Origin of the sequence: Brevibacterium permense (genome assembly GCF_025506275.1) — a bacterium.
GTDB classification, from domain to species: Bacteria; Actinomycetota; Actinomycetes; order Actinomycetales; family Brevibacteriaceae; genus Brevibacterium; species Brevibacterium permense_A.
The window spans coordinates 149,388-169,126 of record NZ_QYCP01000091.1 but is presented as its reverse complement, the minus strand read 5'-3'; the positions used below and the strand labels follow the sequence as shown (position 1 = coordinate 169,126).

The window sequence follows — 19,739 nt, the reverse complement described above, 5'->3', positions numbered from 1 at the left end:
ACGGCGCTTCGACCCCGACTACGACTGGTGAGAGCATGACGAACGACAGAGTTCAAGACGAGATTCGGCACGCCCTCGGCGTGCGACCGCAGATCGACCCTGCGACGGAGATCGCCCGCCGTGTCGAGTTCCTCGTCGACTATGTGCTCACCACCGGGGTCAGAGGACTCGTGCTCGGCATCAGCGGCGGGCAGGACTCCACACTGGCCGGCAGGCTCTGCCAGCTGGCGGTGGAGGACCTGCGCCGCCGTGGGGCCTACGCCGAGTTCTGGGCCGTGCGCCTGCCGCACCATGTGCAGACCGATGAGGCCGACGCCCAGGATGCTCTGTCGTTCATCGCCGCCGATCATGAGCTGGCGATCAACATCGGAGCCGCCACGGATGCGGCCGCCGAGGAGTACGAGAAAGCCACCGGAGAGCCGATCACCGATTTCGGCAAGGGCAACGTCAAGGCCCGGATGCGGATGATCGCGCAGTTCGAGCTGGCAGGGGAGAAGAAGACGCTCGTCGTCGGCACGGACCACGCCGCCGAGGCGGTCACCGGGTTCTTCACGAAGTTCGGCGACGGCGCGGCCGACGTCATCCCCCTGGCAGGTCTGAACAAACGGCAGGGACGGGAACTGCTGCGCCACCTCGGCGCTCCCGAACATCTCATCGTCAAGGTCCCCACCGCGGATCTGCTCGATGACGAACCCGGGCAGACGGACGAATCGTCGCTGGGTCTGACCTATGACCAGATCGATGACTTCCTCGAGGGGAAGGAGATCGAGCCCGCGGCCGCCTCGGCGCTCATCGAAAAATACCGTCGCTCAGAGCACAAGCGCCGCACACCCGTGGCTCCGCTGGATTCTTGGTGGATCCGGCACTGAGCCGAGCAGATGAACACTGACAGCAGTTGAGGCCCTCACAATGTGAGGGCCTCAACTGTATACCGAACGTCGTCTGTCGAACGTCGGCGTCTGTCGAACGTTGTCAGTCGTTGAACGGTGGGGTGCCTGAGACGAGTCCGAGTTCGAGTGCTGTCTGGTTGAACTCCCACCGGGAGGAGACGAAGTCGTCGCTGAGGCGTTCGCCCCGGCTCTGAGCCTCGGTGTAGCCGCGCCAGCCGTCCTTGCGAGCATCGCCGGGACGGATCTCACGGATGCCGGCATCATCGGGGGAGACCTGGGTCTCCTCCTTCACCCAGATCGACAGGCCCTCGGCTGCCCGATAGAGGTTCATGAACGCGGTGTGCGAACGCGGGTTGTCGAAGCTGGCCTTCTTGAACTCAGCGCAGAAGGTGGTGAGCGGCTCGAGTTCGTCGACGGCGACGGTGGCGAAAGTCGCATCGAGTCGCAGGGACTGGACGAGGCCCGACGAATCCGGGATGAGCTCGAGGATGCGACGCGCGCGACGCTCATCGGGAAGCAGCTCGACCTTGTCCTCGACCGGGGTCAGTCCGAGAGTGTCCATCCGCCCGCGCTCGACGCTGAGCTGTTGGCGCAGTGCGTCGATCTGCTGTTGGGCACGGCGCCATTCGCCGTGGAACATCAGCAGCGCGGCGATCACGCCGAGGCACAGCACGAGTCCGATGACCCAGGCTGCAGAGTGCAGCCCGGGGATGGCGAAGGCGATGATGCCGAGCACGGTGAGCACCGCAAACGTCACAGCCGCCGGTGAGTTGGTGAGGAAATCAAGGAAACGCTTCACAAATCCAAGCCTACTGTTTCAACCTCCACATATCGTGCAACCGGGTGGCATATAGTGTGGTCGAAAACGCATGCCAATACCCAGGAGAGCTCGGTTTGAAGATTTCAGTCATCGGTTGCGGATATCTGGGCGCGGTCCATGCGGCGGCCATGGCGTCTCTGGGCCATGAGGTCACGGGAGTCGATGTCGACATGGAGAAGGTCGAGGCCCTGACCTCCGGTCGTCCGCCCTTCTATGAACCGGGACTGAGTGAACTCCTCGTGAAGGCTCAGGAACGCGGCAAACTCGAATTCACCACCGATGTCTCCCGCGCCGCCGACGCCACCGTGCACTTCGTGTGTGTGGGCACTCCGCAGAAGCCCGGTGAGTTCGCCGCCGATGTCACCTATGTCGATGCGGCCGTGGAATCCCTGCACCCGCACCTGACTGCGACGTCGGTGGTTGTGGGAAAGTCGACCGTTCCCGTGGGCACCGCCGAGCGTCTGGCCGGAATCATCTCCGACACCGGCGCCGCCATGATGTGGAACCCGGAGTTCCTGCGAGAAGGCCATGCCGTCGAGGACACCCTCCACCCGAATCGCCTCGTGTACGGAGTCGCCGACGGTGCGCCCGGGCAGGCCGCGGCCGCCACTCTCGACGAGGTCTACGCCTCGATCCTCGCCGACGACACGCCCCGGATGATCACGGACTTCGCGACCGCCGAACTGGTCAAGACCGCGGCGAACTCCTTCCTCGCCACGAAGATCTCATTCATCAACGCCATGGCCGAACTCTGCGAAGCCTCGGGAGCCGATGTCACCCAGCTCGCCGATGCGATCGGCATGGATGACCGGATCGGCCGCAAATTCCTCAACGCCGGGCTCGGATTCGGGGGCGGATGCCTGCCCAAGGACATCCGCGCCTTCATGGCCAGGGCCGGGGAACTCGGCGCCGATCAGGCGGTGGCGTTCCTCAAGGAGATCGACTCGATCAACATGCGCCGGCGTGTGCGGATGGTCGACATCGCCCGCGATGCCCTGGGCGGGTCGTTCATCGGCAAGAAGATCACCATCCTCGGTGCCGCATTCAAACCCGACAGCGATGACGTCCGTGATTCGCCGGCCCTGGCCGTGGCCAGGCTCATCGCCACCCAGGGCGGGCTGGTCACCGTCACCGATCCGCAGGCGATCGGCAACGCGAAGAAGTCGTTCCCAGAACTCGACTACGTCGCCGACACCTCTGAGGCGATCACCGGGGCGCAAGCCGTGCTGCTGCTGACGGAATGGCGCGAGTACCGCGACCTGGACCCGGCGGCGACCGCCGACCTTGTGAGCGGAAAGGTGCTCGTCGACGGCCGCAATGTGCTCACTCCCGAACTGTGGCGGGCAGCGGGCTGGACCTACCGAGCCCTGGGCCGTCCATGAGAATCGGGCTGGTGACCGACTCCACGGCGCAGCTCTCCGCGGACGAACGCGAAGCGCTCAGCGAGGCCACCGGCGGTCTCTTCGCGGTGGTGCCGCTGACCGTGCTCATCGGCGGGGTCGCCTTCGCCGACGGTGAGGTCGATGCCGGGCATCTGTGTGCGAAGATGACCGACGGAGTCGAGGTCACCACGTCCATGGCCACCCCGTCCCAGTTCTCCGACGCCTATGCACGGTTGCACGAGGACGGCGCGGAAGCCATCATCGTCGTGACCATGTCCGCGGCGCTCTCGGGCACCCGCGATTCCGCGGTCAAGGCCGCCGAAGCCGAGGACATCCTCGTCGATGTCGTCGATTCGAGGACCACCTCGGCGGGACTGGCCGGGGCACTGTCTGTGGCCGTGGCCGGGATCCGGCAGGGTCTCGACGTCGAATCGATCGCCGGAACCATCGCCGACTGGTGCGCGGCCGAAACCCGTTCCGTGTTCGCCCCCGGCAGCCTCGAACACCTGCGCCGAGGCGGCCGGATCGGCGCCGCGTCCTCTTTGCTCGGCCGGGCCCTGCAGATCGTCCCCGTGCTCGGTCTCAGCGCTGGAGTCGTCGTTCCGCTGGCCCGGGTGCGCACTCGCACCAAAGCCCTGGAGAAGATCGTGGCCCTGGCCGCGCAGGCCGCTGCGGAGATGGCCGACCCCGAGGACACCGTGCACGTCGAAGTCCAGAACGCCGAAGGGGAGATGGACACAGCGGATGCCGAGCTGTTGAGCTCACGGCTGCGCGAGCTCGGATTCGACTCGTCGTTCAGGACGCTGTCGACGATCATCACCGCGCACGTCGGCCCCGGTACGGTCGGTGTGACCGTGCAGACCACACCCTGACTCACACACTCCCGACTGGGGATGCTCGAGTGACTTGACCACCTCTGCCCTGTGGACGCAGATGCTCTGTCCACAGGCGAAGATTCTGCCCTGGCCGCTGCGTACCGGCGCGTTCTAACCTCGGACCATGGCTGTGTCTCCGGATGATCGTTTCGCCGGCCTCCTGGGCGCCAGCGCCGAGCGCGGCGGTTGGGTGCCTGGCGACATCTATACCGCCGACACCGCCGGGGAGGAAGAACCCGTCGAGCCCCGTCGCGTGCGCCTGCCCGTGCTGGCAGCTCTCGGCATCGCCATGGTCGGAATCCTCGTTCTCGCCTTCTTCATCTTCCGTCCCGCTCCACAGCATCCGCCCGTGGGCGGCGGTGACGATCCCGGCCGAGGTACGGAAGCCGGTCAGTCGCCTGCCGCGACCGGCGCGGGAGGCGAAACGGGCGAAGCCCGTGAGGGATCGGAGGGATCAGCCGCAGGAAAGGAAGGAGCCGCCTCGGCGAAGTCGGCGAATGCGAACGGCGAGGTGATCGTCCATATCACCGGGGCGGTCAACGACCCCTCCGTGGTCACGCTGAAGGCAGGTGCGCGGGTCCAAGACGCCGTCGAAGCCGCTGGAGGACTGAGCGCCGGAGCCGACGGCGACGCGGTGAATCTGGCGCGCGTGCTCGCCGACGGTGAGCAGATCCACATCCCGACAGAAGGCGAAGAGCCGGCAGCCGGCGTCGATGGTGCCGATGCGAACGGGGCTGGGGCGAACGGAACCGGTCAGGACGGAACCGGTTCGTCTGGAACTGGGGGAGCGGGCGTGGGAGGAGGCAGCGGTTCGCCGGGAACCGCAGATTCATCCGCCGCGGCGAACGGCGGGGCACCCGGTCAGGAGGGGAAGGTCGACCTCAACACCGCCGATGCCACGACCCTCGAGACGCTGCCCGGGGTCGGACCCGTCACAGCCGAGGCGATCATCAGCCACCGCACCCAGCAGCCGTTCGCGAGCGTCGATGATCTGCTGCTCGTCAAAGGCATCGGGCCGAAGACCTTCGAAAGCCTCAAAGACCTTGTCACCATCGGCTGACCGGGGCCCCGCGGCGGCACACTCGCGGCTGCGAACGAGGCGATCTCGGCGGCAGGCGTGGGAGCGCAGACTGATTGCCCTGCGGCGCGGGTGCGCGTCTGCGGTTGCCTGGGTGCGGGAGCGGGCGGCGCTGTGGCCGGGCTCCGTCCGTCTCCTCTGCTGTGCTGCCGGGCTCTGGGCCAGCGCTCTCCTGTCACCGGAGCCATGGGTGCTCTTCGGCGTTCCCATGCTCGGACTCCTCGGGATCGTGATCCTGCTTCGGCACCACCACCTCGGTGTCGGTGTTCTCGTCTTCACCTGTCTGCTGACGATCCAGATCACCGCCCTGGCCGCCGCCCACGGACCGGATGATGAGGCCGAGACCACGGGGATCGTCGTCGGCCACAGCGAACCCGGCGCGTCCGGCTGGACGCGACTGACCCTGCTCACCACCACCGGATTCACTCACGTGCTCAGTCCCAAAATCGCTGCCGACGGAGCGACCGTGCGGATGCGCACTCAGCGCCTCGACGATATCCGCTCGTCCGAGGCGGAACCACAGGTGCTCGAAGAACCGAACCGACTGTGGCGGTGGCGTGAGCGGCTGCGCACCGAACTCCGCGTCGATTCTCTCGCCGCCGGCAACGACGGCGGACGGCTGCTGCCTGGACTCGTCGTCGGTGACACCTCGCCTCAGGACGACCAGATGATCGACGATATGCGGGTCGTCTCCCTCGCCCACGTCTCGGCCGTGTCGGGCAGCAACGTCACGATCGTCAGCCTCGGTGCCGGACTGCTCGCCGGAGCCTGCCGAGCCGGCCCACGGCTGCGCGTGAGCATCGGAGTGCTCACCTGCCTCGGCTACGTCTTCATCGTCGGGTTCGAACCCAGCGCCATCCGGGCCGCCGGAATGGCGATTGCGGCGGCACTCGTCTTCCTGCGCGGCGGCGGGATCTCCCCGGTCGCGGTCATGTGCTCGACCGCCAGCCTGCTGCTCGCCTTCGTGCCTGTGTTGGCCACCTCGGTGGGGTTCGTCCTGTCCGTGGTGTCGACGGCCGCGATCATGTTCGTCGTCCCGATCCTGCTGCGCCGTCTCGCCGTGCACATGCCGCTGCTGCCTACGGTGCTCGTGACCGCGCTCATCGTGCCCTTCGTCGCTCAGCTCGCGTGCACCCCTGTGCTCGTGGCGATCGACCCACGCATCGGACTGTGGTCGGTGGCTGCCAACGCCGCGGCCGCACCGGCGGTCATGCCGGCGACGGTGGCGGGCTTCCTCAGCCTCATGTCCACCGGCATCGCGACGACAGGGCTGCCCGGAGCCGACTTCGCCTCTGCCCTGCTGGCGTGGATCGGTTCCTTCCCGGCCTGGTGGATCGTCCTCGTCGCCCGAGTCTGCGCCGCACTGCCGGGAGCGGCACTGGACTGGCCGGTGCCGCCGCTCGGAACGCTGCTGGCGCTCGGGCTGCTCGGCCTCGCCGTGGCCGGTACGTGGATGCTCGTACGTCGTCGCCTCTGGGGTCTGCCCGTCCTCGTCCTGTGCTGCCTGCTGACGGCCGCCGTCATCGTCACGGTGAGGGCCAAGCCGCCTGCAGCGGACTGGCTGGTGCTCGTCTGCGATGTCGGTCAGGGTTCGGCTGCCATCATCAACCTCGGTGATGGTCGGGGTCTCGTCGTCGACACTGGGCGTGAGCCGAAACCCATCGACACCTGCCTCGACGAATCCGGGATCGAGGAATTCGATCTGCTCATCTCCCACTTCGACGCCGACCATTTCGCCGGCTATGCGGGCACGACGTGGGGGCGCAAGGTCGATCGGCTGTTCGTCTCCGCGAACGTCGCGACCGCGCCCGAAGCCAGGCGCGTGATCGCTGACATCGGCGCCGAGGCGGTCCCCACCCACCGCGGCCGGACGCTGAGCTTCGAGGCAGCGAGCCTGGAGGTGCTGTGGCCGCCCCTGCGTTCGGTGCCTGCGGCAGAGGACGAGGAGCTGCGCAACGAAGACTCCCTGGTGGTGCGGGTCGAACAGGAGGGTCTGAGCACTCTGCTGCCCGGCGACGTCGGAGCCGAGGAGCAGTATGTGCTCGCCCAGCAGGTGGGGCCGGTGGATGTGCTCGTCGCACCGCACCATGGTTCCTCCGATCTGGCTCCCGAGTTCTTCGCGGCCGCGGCTCCCGGCCTCGGCGTCGTCTCGGTGGGGAAGAACAGCTACGGGCATCCGAGCGAGAAGTCACTGCGATCCTTCGGCCCCGTGCCTGTGCTGCGCACCGATCACTGCGGTTCGGTCGCGCTCTACGCGCAGAGTCGATTCAGCACGGGTCACAGGTGTCCGGAGGACAAGGGATGAGATGGCGGGTGTTGGTCCGCCATGCCGGTCATGTCGGGCAGCCGCGATAGGCTGTGGTCCATGGCAGTGAAGAAGACCCTGATCCCGTGGAGCTCGGCGAAACCCGCCCCTGTCGTCATGATCTCCGGTGGCGAATCGGTGCTCGTGCGCATGGCCAAGGACGGCATCGTGTCGGCCGCACGGAAACAGGATCCCGAAGAGATCGAATTCGACGCTGCCGGATACCAGTCCGGCGAGTTGGCGATGGCGGCTTCACCGTCTCTGTTCTCGTCCTCGAAGCTCATCGTCGTCGATGCCGTCGAAAAGTGCTCGGAGGACTTCCTGGTTGACGCTTTGGCTTATCTGGACGCTCCGAACGATGACGCCGTCGTGGTGCTGCTGCACGCCGGCGGCAATCGGGGAGCGAAGCTCATCAAGAAACTCGATTCCGCCGGCTTTCCCCGCGTCGACGCGGCGGTGCTGAAAAACGAAAGCGATCGGGCGAAGTTCGCGCAGACTCGGTTCAAGACCGCGAAGCGGCGCATCGACGAGGCGGGAATGGCCGCGCTCATGTCGGCGCTGGGCTCCGACCTCGCCGAACTCAATGCCGGAGTCGACCAGCTCATCGAAGACACCGAGGGCACGATCACCGCCGAGGTCGTCGACCAGTACTACGGCGGACGGGTCGAAGCCACCGGATTCAAGGTCGCCGATGCGGCAGTGGCCGGAGACGCGAAGAACGCACTCAGCCTGCTCAGGCATGCCCTGTCGACGGGGTCCGATCCGGTCCCGCTGGTAGCGGCAGTCGCGATGAAGCTGCGCGGCATGGCGAAGGTGCAGGGATTCTCCGGCACCAGCGGAGAGTTGGCCTCCGAGCTGAAGATGGCACCGTGGCAGGTCGATCGGGCCCGCCGGGAGGTGAGGCGGTGGAATGAGGTGGCGCTCGGCCAGTCGCTCATCGCTGCAGCCGAGGCCGATGCGGCCGTCAAGGGCGGGGGACGCGACCCTGTCTACGCCGTCGAATGGTTCGTCTCGGAAGTCGCCCGCCTAGCCCGCCTCCGCTGATTACTACCTGACTGCGGCCCAGCAACCTCGCGCGAGGTTGCTGGGCCGCCGTCAGGTAGTAATAGGGAAGAGAACGGGGTCCGAACCGTGTGGTTCGGACCCCGTGAAGCTATAGCCTCAGTCGTGCGCTCAGAGAGCGTTGATCTGCGTGGCCAGGCGCGACTTGCGGTTCGCAGCGTTGTTCTTGTGCAGAACACCCTTCGAAACAGCCTTGTCGAGCTTGCGGGCAGCCACAGCATAAGCCTGCTGTGCCTCTGCCTTATTGCCGGCAGCAATGTTCTCGCGAACGACGCGGACGTAGGACCGAACCTCGGACCGGACAGCCTTGTTGCGCTGACGAGCCTTCTCGTTGGTCTTGATCCGCTTGATCTGGGACTTGATATTAGCCAATTTCAACACTCTTTCGTGTTAGTGGTACATGGTCGTGAGGGCGCATCGAACCGACAGGATCATCTCCGCGGGGAAACACATCGACGACATCGAATCCGACGGCGTCTTCACCCGACCTCGGCGAGACACACGCCTTGATGAAGACACAATCACCTATGATACAGGCTCTGGTCCCGGGCTGGAAATCCCTGTGCGCCCAACAACGCAGGGAAGATGAAGGCTTCGCTCGGTCGATCTGCCGGGGCTCAGCCGGAGATGTGCTCGGCCACCCGGTCGAAGACATCGCGGGGCATGATCGCGCCTTCCCTGCGGATCGAATCGGGATCGAGCCGGATGATGCGATCGAGGCGGAGCTCTGAGGGCCGACCCTGCGAATCCCAGTCCCCGGTGCCGATGTTCATCCACTTCGCGTGCCGGTCCTGCCGGACCTCGCCGACGCCGCCGGGGATGTGATCCTTGCTGGTGAGCATGAGCGCGAGCACCCATCTGCCGTCACGTCCGACGACGAGGGACGGTCGATCCTTGCCCTGCGAGTGGTCCTCCTCAAAGGGGACCCACCCCCAGACGACTTCGCCCGGATCGGCGTCGCCGTCGAGGTCGGGGGAGTAGCTGACCGCGATCGAGCCAGTGTAATCGCCGGGATACGCACCGGATCCGCCCTGGCCGCCCGAGTCGGAACGATCGGCAGAACCCGCCGAGGCGGCACCTCCACCGCCGGACCGTGCCGGATTCGGCCGGCTGGCATCCGTTGGCTGCGATGCGCCTCCGGAGTTCTTCCTCGACTGCGATTGGCGCAGATAGCGCAGCCCTTCGCGGACACCGATTTTCGCGGCCCGATTGACCAGTGATCTCCAATTCATACGTCCAGCCTAAACGAGCCGGCTGTCACAGGCTGCAAAGAACTGTGTGCCGACCCGGACGGGCAAACGAGCCGTAATGATCCGGCGAACGAGCCGTCACGGTCCGGCGAACGAACCGTCACGGTCCGGCGAACGAGCCGTCACGATCACGAGAATTCGAGGACCGCCTCGACGGGAAAATGGTCGGACGGGTACTTCCCGTCGACCTCGAACGTGTCGATGCGCGTGGACAGTGTGCGCAGGCCCGGGGTTGTGAGGATCCAGTCGATGCGCGGCTCGCCTGCTTTCGGACCCTTGTAGCGGTGGAAGGTGCCGATGTCCTCACCGGGGACATCGGCGGCGGTGTCGGTGAGGCCGAGCTCGGTGCAGAAGAAGTTGTAGACCGGGGAGCCGGTGGCGACATTGAAGTCACCGGTGACCACGCAGGGAGGGGCCGCCTCGGCGATGGTCTCGGCCATGATCCTACCGGACTCGAGACGGGCGCGCTCGGACTTGTGATCGAGGTGGGTGTTGAGCATACGCAGACGCCGGTCGGATTCGAAGTCACGGACATCGACCGTCGTCAGGGTGCGCGCATGCGAGACTCCCCACGATTCCGAGGCCACGGTGTCGGGCTGTTCGGACAGCCAGCTGATGTCCACGGCTTCCACGTCGAAGCGCTTCGAATCGAGGATCACGGCTGTGAACTCGCCGGAGTTGCCGCCGGAGTGGCCCTCTCCGAGCCAGATGTACTCCTCGGGCAGAAGGCTGATGAGCGTCTCGAGCTGGTCGAGTTCGCCCTCTTGGGTGCCGATGAGGTGCGGACGTGCACGCCGGATGAGATTCGCGGCGATGGGCAGCCGCTCGGCCACCGGATGACCGTCCATAGCGGGATAGCGGAGGTTGAAGCTCATGACCCGGAATTCGCTCATGACTCCATCTTCCCCGATCGGCACTCCCCGGCGAGGCGAATCGCGAAAGTTCCGGAGGATCACGACGTGCTTTCCCGTGGATTCCAGGTCCGCGCACAAGTCATGAAACAATGGGGGATCCGGTCTGTCTGGGGACCTGGTCTGTCAAAGAAAGGGCGTTCATGTCACCTCAGGTGAATAAGGAAGCTGCAAAGCGGATCTCACCGTCTGCCACCTCACCCGAGCTGATTCGCAATTTCTGCATCATCGCTCATATCGACCACGGCAAATCGACCCTGGCCGACCGCATGCTCCAGATGACCGGCGTTGTCGAGAACCGCGATATGCGTGCCCAGTACCTCGACCGGATGGACATCGAACGCGAACGCGGAATCACCATCAAATCCCAGGCCGTGCGCATGCCGTGGGAACACGAGGACACGCCGTACGCGCTCAACATGATCGACACTCCCGGCCACGTCGACTTCAGCTACGAGGTCTCGCGGTCCCTGGCCGCCTGCGAAGGTGCCCTGCTGCTCGTCGACTCCGCTCAGGGCATCGAAGCCCAGACGCTGGCCAACCTGTACCTGGCCATGGAGAACGATCTGACGATCATTCCCGTGCTCAACAAGATCGACCTGCCGGCCGCGCAGCCGGAGAAGTACGCGGAAGAGCTCGCCAACCTCATCGGCTGCGAACCCGAGGACTGCCTGCTCGTGTCCGGCAAGACCGGCGAAGGCGTCGAGGAGGTCCTCGACCGCATCATCACCGATATACCCGCGCCCGTCGGCGATGCCGATGCCCCGGCCCGCGCGATGATCTTCGACTCCGTCTACGACACCTACCGGGGTGTGGTCACCTATGTCCGCGTCATCGACGGCTCTCTGTCCCCGCGCGAGAAGATCGAGATGATGTCGACCGGCACCACCCATGAGCTGCTGGAGATCGGCGCTTCCATGCCCGAGCCCAAGGCGACGAAGGGACTGGGAGTCGGTGAGGTCGGCTACCTCATCACCGGTGTCAAGGATGTGCGCCTGTCGAAGGTCGGTGACACCGTCACCGCCGCTGCGGGGCCCGCGACAGAGGCCCTTGGCGGCTACCGGGAACCCAAACCGATGGTGTTCTCCGGACTCTTCCCGATCGACGGGTCCGATTACCCGGTGCTGCGCGACGCTCTCGACAAGCTCAAACTCAACGACGCCTCTCTCGCCTACGAGCCCGAGACCTCGACGGCGCTGGGCTTCGGCTTCCGCTGCGGATTCCTCGGTCTCCTCCACCTCGAAGTCCTGCGCGACCGCCTGGAACGGGAGTTCGATCTCGACCTCATCTCCACCGCCCCGTCCGTGATCTACGACGTGACCATGGAAGACGGTTCGGAGACCGTGGTGACGAACCCGAGCGAGTACCCGACGGGCAAGATCAAGGAAGTCCGCGAACCGATGGTGCAGGCCACCATCCTCACCCCCAGCGACTACATCGGCGCGGTCATGGAACTGTGCCAGGATCGCCGCGGCAAACTCCAGGGTATGGACTATCTGTCCTCGGACCGTGTGGAGATCCGCTATCGCCTGCCGTTGGCCGAGATCGTCTTCGACTTCTTCGATCAGCTGAAGTCCAGGACCAAGGGCTACGCCTCCCTCGACTACTCCGATGACGGCCAGGACGCCTCCGACCTCGTCAAGGTCGACATCCTGCTGCATGGCGACCAGGTCGATGCGTTCTCCGCGATCGTCCACCGCGACAACGCCTACTCCTACGGTGTGGCGATGGCCGGAAAGCTGCGCAAGCTCATCCCGCGCCAGCAGTTCGAGGTGCCCATCCAGGCAGCCATCGGCTCGCGCATCATCGCCCGCGAGACCATCCGCGCCATCCGCAAGGACGTCCTGTCGAAGTGCTACGGCGGCGACATCAGCCGTAAGCGCAAACTGCTCGAGAAGCAGAAGGAAGGCAAGAAGCGGATGAAGATGGTCGGCACCGTCGAGGTTCCGCAGGAAGCGTTCATCGCGGCCCTGTCCTCTGACGAGCCGGAGACGAAGGACAGCAAGAAGTAAGTGCCCGCACAACCGACCGGTGAGGTCCCTCCGCGCGACGGTTCACTGCCGACATCGGTGGGGATCGGGGCCGCCGAGCGGGGGCTGAGCCTCTACATCCACGTCCCGTACTGCCGGGTCCGCTGCGGCTACTGTGACTTCAACACCTATACCGCCGACGACCTCGGCCCCGGCGCGTCCCGCGAGGACTACCGCAGCAATCTCGCCCGTGAGCTCGATCTGTCCGTGTCCACCCTCGCCGAGGCGGGGGCCGGCGACCGTGAGGTCTCGACGATCTTCTTCGGCGGGGGCACCCCGACCTTGCTCGCAGCGGATGTGCTCGCCGGGGTGATGGACGATGTTCGCGCCCGCTTCCGCTTGGCCGGGCATGTCGAAATCACCACCGAAGCCAACCCCGACACCTTGGACCCCGCCTACATCGCGGCCCTTGCCGGAGCCGGTTTCAACCGGATCTCCATGGGTATGCAGTCGGCCGTGCCGCACGTGCTTGCGACCTTGGACCGCACCCACGATCCGGAGAAGATCCCCGAGGTGGCCCGCTGGGTCAAGGACGCCGACCTCGAGCTCAGCCTCGACCTCATCTACGGCACCCCGGGGGAGTCGATCGACGATTGGCGTCGCTCTCTCGACGTGGCCCTGTCCAACGAAGTCGATCACATCTCGGCATATTCCCTCATCGTCGAGCCGGGAACGAAGATGGGCGCGATGGTTCGCCGTGGCGAACTGCCGATGCCTGATGAGGATGACCTGGCCGACAAATACGAGATCGCAGACGCAGCGATATCCGCTGCTGGTCTGCACTGGTACGAAGTGAGCAATTGGTCGACCGGACCTGAAGCCCGCTGTGAGCACAATATGGCCTATTGGCGCAACGCCGACTGGTGGGGGTTCGGGCCCGGTGCCCACTCACACGTCGGAGGTGTGCGGTTCTGGAACGCCAAGCACCCCCGTGCCTGGGCCGATCGGCTGTTGGCGGGGGAGTCCCCGTCTATCGGTCGTGAGGTCCTCGACGATCGGACCCGGGAGATCGAACGGATCATGCTGGCGGCCAGGATCGACCGCGAGCTGCGTCTGGATTCTCTGGCCCCAGGCAGCGAGCAGGCGATCAGAACTTTCGTCAGGCAGGGTCTGCTCGACGCCGATGGTGCCGCGGCCGGCTGGTTCCAGCCGACTCTGCAGGGACGTCTCATGGCCGACTATATGGTGCGCATCCTCACCGAATACGTCTGATAGTGTCTCGCCCCGCCACTCGGGAACGAGTGGCGGGGCGAGCTGCTCTGCGAATCTGGCGGGGTGAGGCTGTCACTGCGCGTCAGATCACTTGATCCAGTTCGGCGTCATCGGAATGCGGTAGCCCTCACCGCGGTTGGCTGCCATGCCGGCGATGATCTCGATGACGATCATGTAGATCGAGAGCACCGGCAGGAGCAGGAGGATGAGGAAGCCGATGCCGACGATCGTGAGGATTCCGCCGATCAGCCCGATGCCGAACGCCGCGATGACGCCGATGATCAGCAGATTCAGCGACTGTGCGCCATGATGGCGGAGGAACGGCGACTTGTCCTTGTTGATGATGAAGAGGATGAGCGTGACGATCCAGCCGACACCGACGACGTAGGTGGCGGCGTGAGCGAGGTGCGACCACAGTGCGGTTGTCCGCTCGCTCTGATCCGCGTTCCAGAAGCCGAGCGAATTCGGGCCGTAGGCTGCATCCGGCAGTTCGGCTCCCATGGGCACTCCGGCGGCAGCCGACTGCGCCGAGGATGCTCCCTGGAATCCGTAACCGGGCTGAGGGTGACCCTGCGGAGCGCTGTAGGCCTGCTGAGATCCGTACGGCTGCTGGGCGCCGCCCGCCTGCTGCGAACCATATGACTGCTGAGGATTCTGCTGCTGGGAGCCGTACCCGGGTTGGGGCTGCGAGCCATAGCCCGGCTGCGATCCCTGCTGAGGGGTCTGCGGTTGGGAGCCGTACTGGGCCTGACCACCCTGCTGCGGCTGCGAACCCTGCTGCGGCTGCGAACCCTGCTGTGGCTGCTGGGTGTACGGCTGCTGCGACCCCGACTGTGGGGAATAGTTCGAAGGCATCGGCTGTGACTGTCCGTTGTTCGGCTGCTGCGGGTTGTCCGACATGAGAGTCCCTTCAGAGTGTGCGATCACTCCACACTAACCCAGAGAGTCCGGGCTGACCCAGAGAATCCGGGGTGAGCGGGAATGGTCACTTCACGAAATTGATGGTGAGCGGGAACTTATACCCCTCACCCTTGTTCGCGGCGACGGCCGCGATGATGTAGAAGACGCAGTAGACGAGCGGGACGATGAGCGCCGCATACATGACGATGATGCCGATCCCGAATGTCACCAGTGCCAGGATGAAGCCGACGAAGCCGAAGACGAAGAGCGCTCCGAAGGTGACGATCGTGTTCGTGATCATCGCGTTGAGACCCTGACGTGAGTGCTCGCGGACGAACGGGGATTCGTCCTTCTTCACAAGGAACATGATGAGCGGCATGAAGCCGAAGATGAGCGAGCCGAGGTGGGCCCACAGAGCCGTAGTCCGGTCGGGTTCGTGGGCCATCCAGAACTGCTCGGAGCCGGGTCCATAGGCTTGCTCAGGCAGGGAGCGGGAGTCGAACATCGCCGGGTTGTGCATCTGCGGCCTACCGTAGCCCGGCCGCGCGCCAAATCCAGGCTGGCCCCCGTTGGTCGGCTGCTCGCTGTATCCCGGCTGAGCGCCGTACGCCCATTGCGAACCGAACCCCGACTGCCCACCGGAACCCGTCTGACCACTGTGCGTCTGCGGCTGAGAATACTGCTGGCCCTGCGGCGCGTAGGGCTGCTGCGGGCCGGAGGCCTGAGAGTAGTTCGGCGGCATCGGCCGGCTGCCCGGCTGCTCGGGGTGATACGACATGGGGATCCTTTCGAGAAACGCTTGCCGTTCACACTAGCCGAGCCAAGTCGCCCGAGGATGTCGGGAAAGCCTCACTCCTGTGACAGATTCGGCACACGCCGACAGCTCCGCGTGACCACGACGCCCCACCGCGCCGTACCACCGTAGGCACTCAGCCGACGGTGACGAAGTCGATGAGCTCCTCGACCCGACCGGACAGCGTCGGTTCGACGTCGGCGATGGTGCTCACCTTCCCGAGGATGCGCACCCACCCGCGGGCAACGTCCCGATGGTCGGAGTGCGGCCATCCGATGCGACGGAGGATTCCCGTCTTCCAATCCTCACCGCGGGGGACGACCGGCCATTCGCGGATGCCGACGACATGGGGTTTCACCGCCTGCCAGATATCGACGTACGGGTGACCGATGATGTGGACGACATCGCGGTAGCGCGGATCGGCACGGACCGCCTCGGCGATCTTCGATTCCTTCGTCCCACTCACCAGATGGTCGGCGAGAACACCGACTCGGTGGTCCCGATCCGGACCGAAGGCCTCAAGCTTGTCGGCGACATCATCGAGACCGCCCAGGGGTTCGACGACGACGCCTTCGATGCGCAGATCATCGCCCCAGATCTTCTCGACGAGTTCGGCGTCGTGCTTGCCCTCGACCCAGATCCGCGACCCACGAGCCACTCGAGCTTTCGCGCCGACCACGGCGCGAGACCCCGAGGCCGTCCGTCCGGGCTGCTGCGCCTTCTTCTTCGGCAGCTGCACATCGACGGGCTGTCCCTCGAGGAGGAAGCCCGGCCCCAGGGGAAAGGCACGTACCTTGCCGACGCGATCTTCGAGCTTGACGACGACACCGGCCGTGGTCTTCTCCGCGCCGACGACAGCGCCGACATAGCCGCTCATCGCATCCTCGAGAACCATGCCCAGGCCGAGCTCGACCTGACGGGACTTCTTCGGGCGGTGCGACGACGGGGAGGAACCGGAGAGCACATCGGGGCCATATCGATCAAAAGCATTCACGGGCACCCACCATAATCAAGGACGGTCCCGCAGGCGTGCAGACCCGCAGGCCACCCCAGAAATGAATTCCGGGAACGAGAGGCGTAGAATTGGCACTCAGGCTCACAGAGTGCCAAGCGCAGGCACGGAACCGCGATGGATCGGCGAGACGGAGAGGAGATCTGCGATGAATGACAGCAGACGTGCACAGGTGCTGCGCGCCATCGTCGAGGACTTCGTCGCCACCAACGAACCCGTGGGATCGAAGGCGATCGTCCAGCGCCACACCCTCGGCGTCTCTCCCGCCACGATCCGCAACGATATGGCCGCGCTCGAACAAGAGGGCTATATCGCCCAGCCCCACACCTCTGCCGGACGGATCCCCACCGACCTCGGCTACCGGATGTTCGTCGACCGGATCGACGAGTTCAAACCGCTGACCACCGCCGAGCGGCGCGCGATCTTCCAACTCATCGACGGCGACGTCGATCTCGACGAGATGCTCGACCGCACCGTCCGCGTCCTCTCCGGCCTCACCCGACAGGTCGCGCTCATCCAATACCCGACGGTGTCGCGGGCGCGCATCAAGCACATCGAGATCGTCGGTCTCGGACCCGGCCGGATCCTCGTCGTCCTCATCACCGATGCCGGCCAGGTCGAGCAGAAGACCGTGATCACCCCGAGCCCGCTCGACGAAGACGCCGTCCGCGGACTGCGCGATCAGATCAACGCCGAATTCGCCGGACGCACACTCGCGCAGGTCTTCGGATCGGCCCCCGCCGCCGAGGCGACCGCCTCCGAATCAAGTGAGCCGACCGCTCGTGACGACTCCGGACTCAAACAGGTCAGGGCCGCCGTCGTCGACCTCGTGGCCGCGACGCGTGAAGAGCGCATCATCATGGCCGGCACCGCGAACCTCGCCCGCTCCGGAAGCGAATTTGGAGAGAAGATGGCCCCGATCCTCGAAGCCTTCGAAGAACAGGTCGTCCTGCTCAGGCTGCTCACCTCGATGGCCGAAGACCACGAGGAGATCAGCGTGCGCATCGGGCGTGAGAATACTCACGAATCATTCAGCTCGACTTCCGTCGTCGCCGCCGAATATGGTCATGACGCGGGTTCCTCGGCCAGACTGGCAGTGCTCGGCCCGACCCGAATGGACTATCCGACGACGATCTCGGCAGTCCGTGCCGTCGCCAAGTACGTGTCCTCGATCCTCGATCGAGGGTAGGTGCCTTGGCATCGACCAGGGGCGCCCGCAGACGGGCAGCACAGAACCGGTGAGCACCGCGAAAGGGCGCAGCCACCACCACGAACAGAGAAGACCACTACGTCAGGGAGAGAGAAGTTTCTGTGGCCGATCACTATGAAACACTCGGAGTGTCCAAAGACGCTTCCGCGGCTGAGATCAAGTCGTCGTACCGGAAGCTGGCACGCAAGTACCACCCGGACGTCAATCCCGGTCACGAAGACGAATTCAAAGCCATCTCACTGGCCTACGATGTGCTCTCCGACCCGGAGAAGCGCCGCAACTACGATATGGGCGGCGGCGAGAACGGTCAGGGCTTCCCGGCCGGCGGCGGATTCGGCGGATTCGGCGACATCTTCGAGACCTTCTTCGGAGGTGGCGGCGGTCAGGCAGGCGGCCCGATCCCGCGCACCCAGCGCGGCAAGGATGCCCTCGTCGGAGTCAATATCGACCTGAAGACCGCGGCCTTCGGCGGCACCGTCGACCTCGATGTCACCACTGCAGTCGTCTGCGACACCTGTTCGGGCGCCGGCACGCAGGAAGGCACGAAGATCGAGACCTGCTCGCTGTGCCACGGAGCCGGCAGCGTCCAGCGCATGACCCGGACCCTGCTGGGTCAGATGGTCACGAACCAGACCTGCAACTCCTGCCACGGCTTCGGCACCGTCATCCCGAACCCCTGCCTCAACTGCCAGGGCGACGGACGCGTGCGCAAACAGCGGACCATGAAGATCCGGATCCCCGCCGGGGTCTCCGACGGCACCCGCATCCAGCTGAGCAGCCAGGGTGAGGTCGGCCCCGGAGGCGGACCCGCCGGTGACCTCTTCGTCGAGGTCATGGTCACCCGCCACGAGGTCTTCCAGCGCGACGGCGACAACCTCCGGGCCGCCGTCTCCGTGCCGATGACCGCAGCGACCCTGGGTGCGACCATCCCGTTCGAGACCTTCGACGGCACTCAGGACCTCACCATCGCCGCCGGCACCCAGTCCGGCACCATCGTCAAACTCCCCGGGCTCGGAGCCACCCGCCTGCGTTCGGAGACCCGTGGTGACCTGCTCATCACCGTCGACGTCCTCACCCCGGACAAACTCGACGACGAACAGCGCGAACTGCTCGAGAAACTCGCCGAACTGCGCGGCGAAGAGACTCCGCGCGCCCAGATCTCGACCGAGAACCGCGGCATGTTCTCCCGCATGCGTGAGAGGTTCGCCGGTCGGTGAGTCTTCCCGTCTTCCGTTCTGCCACCGCCGCCGAGGCGGTCGTCGGGTCCGCCCTCACCTTCGGTGAAGACGTGGCCGGGCATGCGGTGCGGGTGCGGCGGATCGGTCCCGGCGAGGAAATCGACATCGTCGATGGAGAAGGCATACGTGCGCGCGGAACCGTCACGGCCGCCTCGGCGAACGAGCTGACGATCGACGTCACCGAGGTGACGGTCGCGGCGCGCACGGGCCCGCGCCTCGTCCTCGTCCAAGCCCTGGCCAAGGGCGACCGGGACCTGCAGGCCATCGAAACAGCCACCGAGATCGGCGTCGACGACGTCATTCCCTGGGCCGCCGAACGCTCGATCGCCGACTGGCCGGCCAAGAAGCGGGAGAAGATGGCCGCGAAATGGGAGAACCTTCTCGGAGCGGCCTCCCTGCAGGCCAGACGAGCACGCTTTCCCATCCTCCACGACCTCGTCCGCGGAGCCGCCCTGGCCAAGACCCTCAACGACGCCGATGCGGTATTCGTCCTCCACGAGACCGCTCAGCGGAGGCTCTCCGAAGCACTGAACGACCTGATTGCGAACGACACGGCGCAGCCGCCGGAACGCATCGTCTTCGTCGTCGGCCCCGAGGGCGGCATCAGCGACGGCGAGCTCGCCGCCCTGACCGGCCGTGGAGCAGCCCCGGTGCTGCTGGGACCGACGATCCTGCGCTCGTCATCGGCGGGACCTGCCGGTCTCGTCCTGGCCCAGAATTCATTGGGCCGTTGGTGAGGCATCGGACTAGGATGGAAGCACACTCAGGCGC

The 19,739-nt window shown here is 65.6% G+C and carries 18 protein-coding genes; 11 read left to right on the top strand and 7 right to left on the bottom strand.

Annotated elements, in window-relative coordinates:
- Positions 1–35: 35 nt before the first annotated feature.
- A complete protein-coding gene (nadE, locus tag D3I60_RS13135) occupies positions 36–869 on the top strand; it encodes an ammonia-dependent NAD(+) synthetase (RefSeq protein WP_262776739.1) in 834 nt (277 codons plus the stop codon).
- A 103-nt stretch (positions 870–972) separates the two neighbouring features.
- On the opposite strand, the gene D3I60_RS13130 is transcribed toward nadE, so the two are convergent.
- Positions 973–1,689 carry a hypothetical protein gene (locus D3I60_RS13130; protein WP_262776738.1) on the bottom strand — a complete coding sequence of 239 codons (717 nt, stop codon included), beginning with the start codon at positions 1,687–1,689 and terminating at the stop codon, positions 973–975.
- A gap of 95 nt (positions 1,690–1,784) precedes the next feature.
- Here D3I60_RS13130 and D3I60_RS13125 point away from each other — a divergent pair, with 95 nt between their 5' ends.
- The 5 genes from D3I60_RS13125 (at position 1,785) to holA (ending at position 8,394) form a co-directional block, all read left to right on the top strand.
- Positions 1,785–3,092: a UDP-glucose dehydrogenase family protein gene (locus D3I60_RS13125; RefSeq protein ID WP_262776737.1), complete on the top strand. Its 1,308-nt coding sequence runs from the start codon at positions 1,785–1,787 to the stop codon at positions 3,090–3,092.
- A gap of 11 nt (positions 3,093–3,103) precedes the next feature.
- Positions 3,104–3,964, top strand: coding sequence for a DegV family protein (locus tag D3I60_RS13120; RefSeq protein ID WP_262776736.1), 861 nt, complete (start codon positions 3,104–3,106; stop codon positions 3,962–3,964).
- Positions 3,965–4,091: 127 nt separating this feature from the next.
- Positions 4,092–5,027: a ComEA family DNA-binding protein gene (locus D3I60_RS13115; RefSeq protein WP_262776735.1), complete on the top strand. Its 936-nt coding sequence runs from the start codon at positions 4,092–4,094 to the stop codon at positions 5,025–5,027.
- A gap of 208 nt (positions 5,028–5,235) precedes the next feature.
- Positions 5,236–7,350, top strand: coding sequence for a ComEC/Rec2 family competence protein (locus D3I60_RS13110; protein ID WP_262776734.1), 2,115 nt, complete (start codon positions 5,236–5,238; stop codon positions 7,348–7,350).
- A gap of 60 nt (positions 7,351–7,410) precedes the next feature.
- Positions 7,411–8,394, top strand: a complete 984-nt coding sequence (holA, locus tag D3I60_RS13105) for a DNA polymerase III subunit delta (RefSeq protein WP_262776733.1) — start codon at positions 7,411–7,413, stop codon at positions 8,392–8,394.
- 129 nt (positions 8,395–8,523) lie between these two features.
- On the opposite strand, the gene rpsT is transcribed toward holA, so the two are convergent.
- The 3 genes from rpsT to D3I60_RS13090 form a co-directional block, all read right to left on the bottom strand.
- Entirely contained in the window at positions 8,524–8,784 is a 261-nt protein-coding gene (rpsT, locus tag D3I60_RS13100) for a 30S ribosomal protein S20 (protein ID WP_262776732.1), read from the bottom strand.
- Positions 8,785–9,029: 245 nt separating this feature from the next.
- Positions 9,030–9,644 carry a type II toxin-antitoxin system PemK/MazF family toxin gene (locus D3I60_RS13095; protein WP_262776731.1) on the bottom strand — a complete coding sequence of 205 codons (615 nt, stop codon included), beginning with the start codon at positions 9,642–9,644 and terminating at the stop codon, positions 9,030–9,032.
- Positions 9,645–9,790: 146 nt separating this feature from the next.
- A complete protein-coding gene (locus D3I60_RS13090; RefSeq protein ID WP_262776730.1) occupies positions 9,791–10,555 on the bottom strand; it encodes an endonuclease/exonuclease/phosphatase family protein in 765 nt (254 codons plus the stop codon).
- 161 nt (positions 10,556–10,716) lie between these two features.
- Between D3I60_RS13090 and lepA the strand changes: the two genes are divergently transcribed.
- Together lepA and hemW are read left to right on the top strand one after the other, a co-directional pair.
- Positions 10,717–12,585 (top strand): translation elongation factor 4, encoded by a 1,869-nt coding sequence (gene lepA / locus D3I60_RS13085; RefSeq protein ID WP_101547210.1) that lies wholly within the window; start codon positions 10,717–10,719, stop codon positions 12,583–12,585.
- Entirely contained in the window at positions 12,586–13,815 is a 1,230-nt protein-coding gene (gene hemW, locus D3I60_RS13080; protein WP_262776729.1) for a radical SAM family heme chaperone HemW, read from the top strand. It abuts the gene before it with no gap.
- A gap of 87 nt (positions 13,816–13,902) precedes the next feature.
- On the opposite strand, the gene D3I60_RS13075 is transcribed toward hemW, so the two are convergent.
- The 3 genes from D3I60_RS13075 to D3I60_RS13065 form a co-directional block, all read right to left on the bottom strand.
- On the bottom strand, positions 13,903–14,715 hold the full coding sequence (locus tag D3I60_RS13075) for a DUF4870 domain-containing protein (RefSeq protein ID WP_262776728.1): 813 nt from the start codon (positions 14,713–14,715) through the stop codon (positions 13,903–13,905).
- Positions 14,716–14,800: 85 nt separating this feature from the next.
- Positions 14,801–15,493 (bottom strand): DUF4870 domain-containing protein, encoded by a 693-nt coding sequence (locus D3I60_RS13070; RefSeq protein WP_262776727.1) that lies wholly within the window; start codon positions 15,491–15,493, stop codon positions 14,801–14,803.
- Between the two features lie 151 nt (positions 15,494–15,644).
- The gene (locus D3I60_RS13065) at positions 15,645–16,508 is read right to left on the bottom strand and encodes a DUF3097 domain-containing protein (RefSeq protein ID WP_262776726.1); all 864 of its coding nucleotides are present in this window, start codon (positions 16,506–16,508) and stop codon (positions 15,645–15,647) included.
- A 160-nt stretch (positions 16,509–16,668) separates the two neighbouring features.
- Here D3I60_RS13065 and hrcA point away from each other — a divergent pair, with 160 nt between their 5' ends.
- The 3 genes from hrcA to D3I60_RS13050 all read left to right on the top strand — a co-directional run bounded on the left by hrcA (position 16,669) and on the right by D3I60_RS13050 (position 19,705).
- Entirely contained in the window at positions 16,669–17,709 is a 1,041-nt protein-coding gene (gene hrcA, locus D3I60_RS13060; RefSeq protein WP_262776725.1) for a heat-inducible transcriptional repressor HrcA, read from the top strand.
- A 122-nt stretch (positions 17,710–17,831) separates the two neighbouring features.
- Positions 17,832–18,947 (top strand): molecular chaperone DnaJ, encoded by a 1,116-nt coding sequence (gene dnaJ / locus D3I60_RS13055; RefSeq protein ID WP_262776724.1) that lies wholly within the window; start codon positions 17,832–17,834, stop codon positions 18,945–18,947.
- Positions 18,944–19,705 carry a 16S rRNA (uracil(1498)-N(3))-methyltransferase gene (locus D3I60_RS13050; RefSeq protein ID WP_262776723.1) on the top strand — a complete coding sequence of 254 codons (762 nt, stop codon included), beginning with the start codon at positions 18,944–18,946 and terminating at the stop codon, positions 19,703–19,705. The genes dnaJ and D3I60_RS13050 overlap by 4 nt, the downstream gene beginning before the upstream one ends.
- Positions 19,706–19,739: the final 34 nt, after the last annotated feature.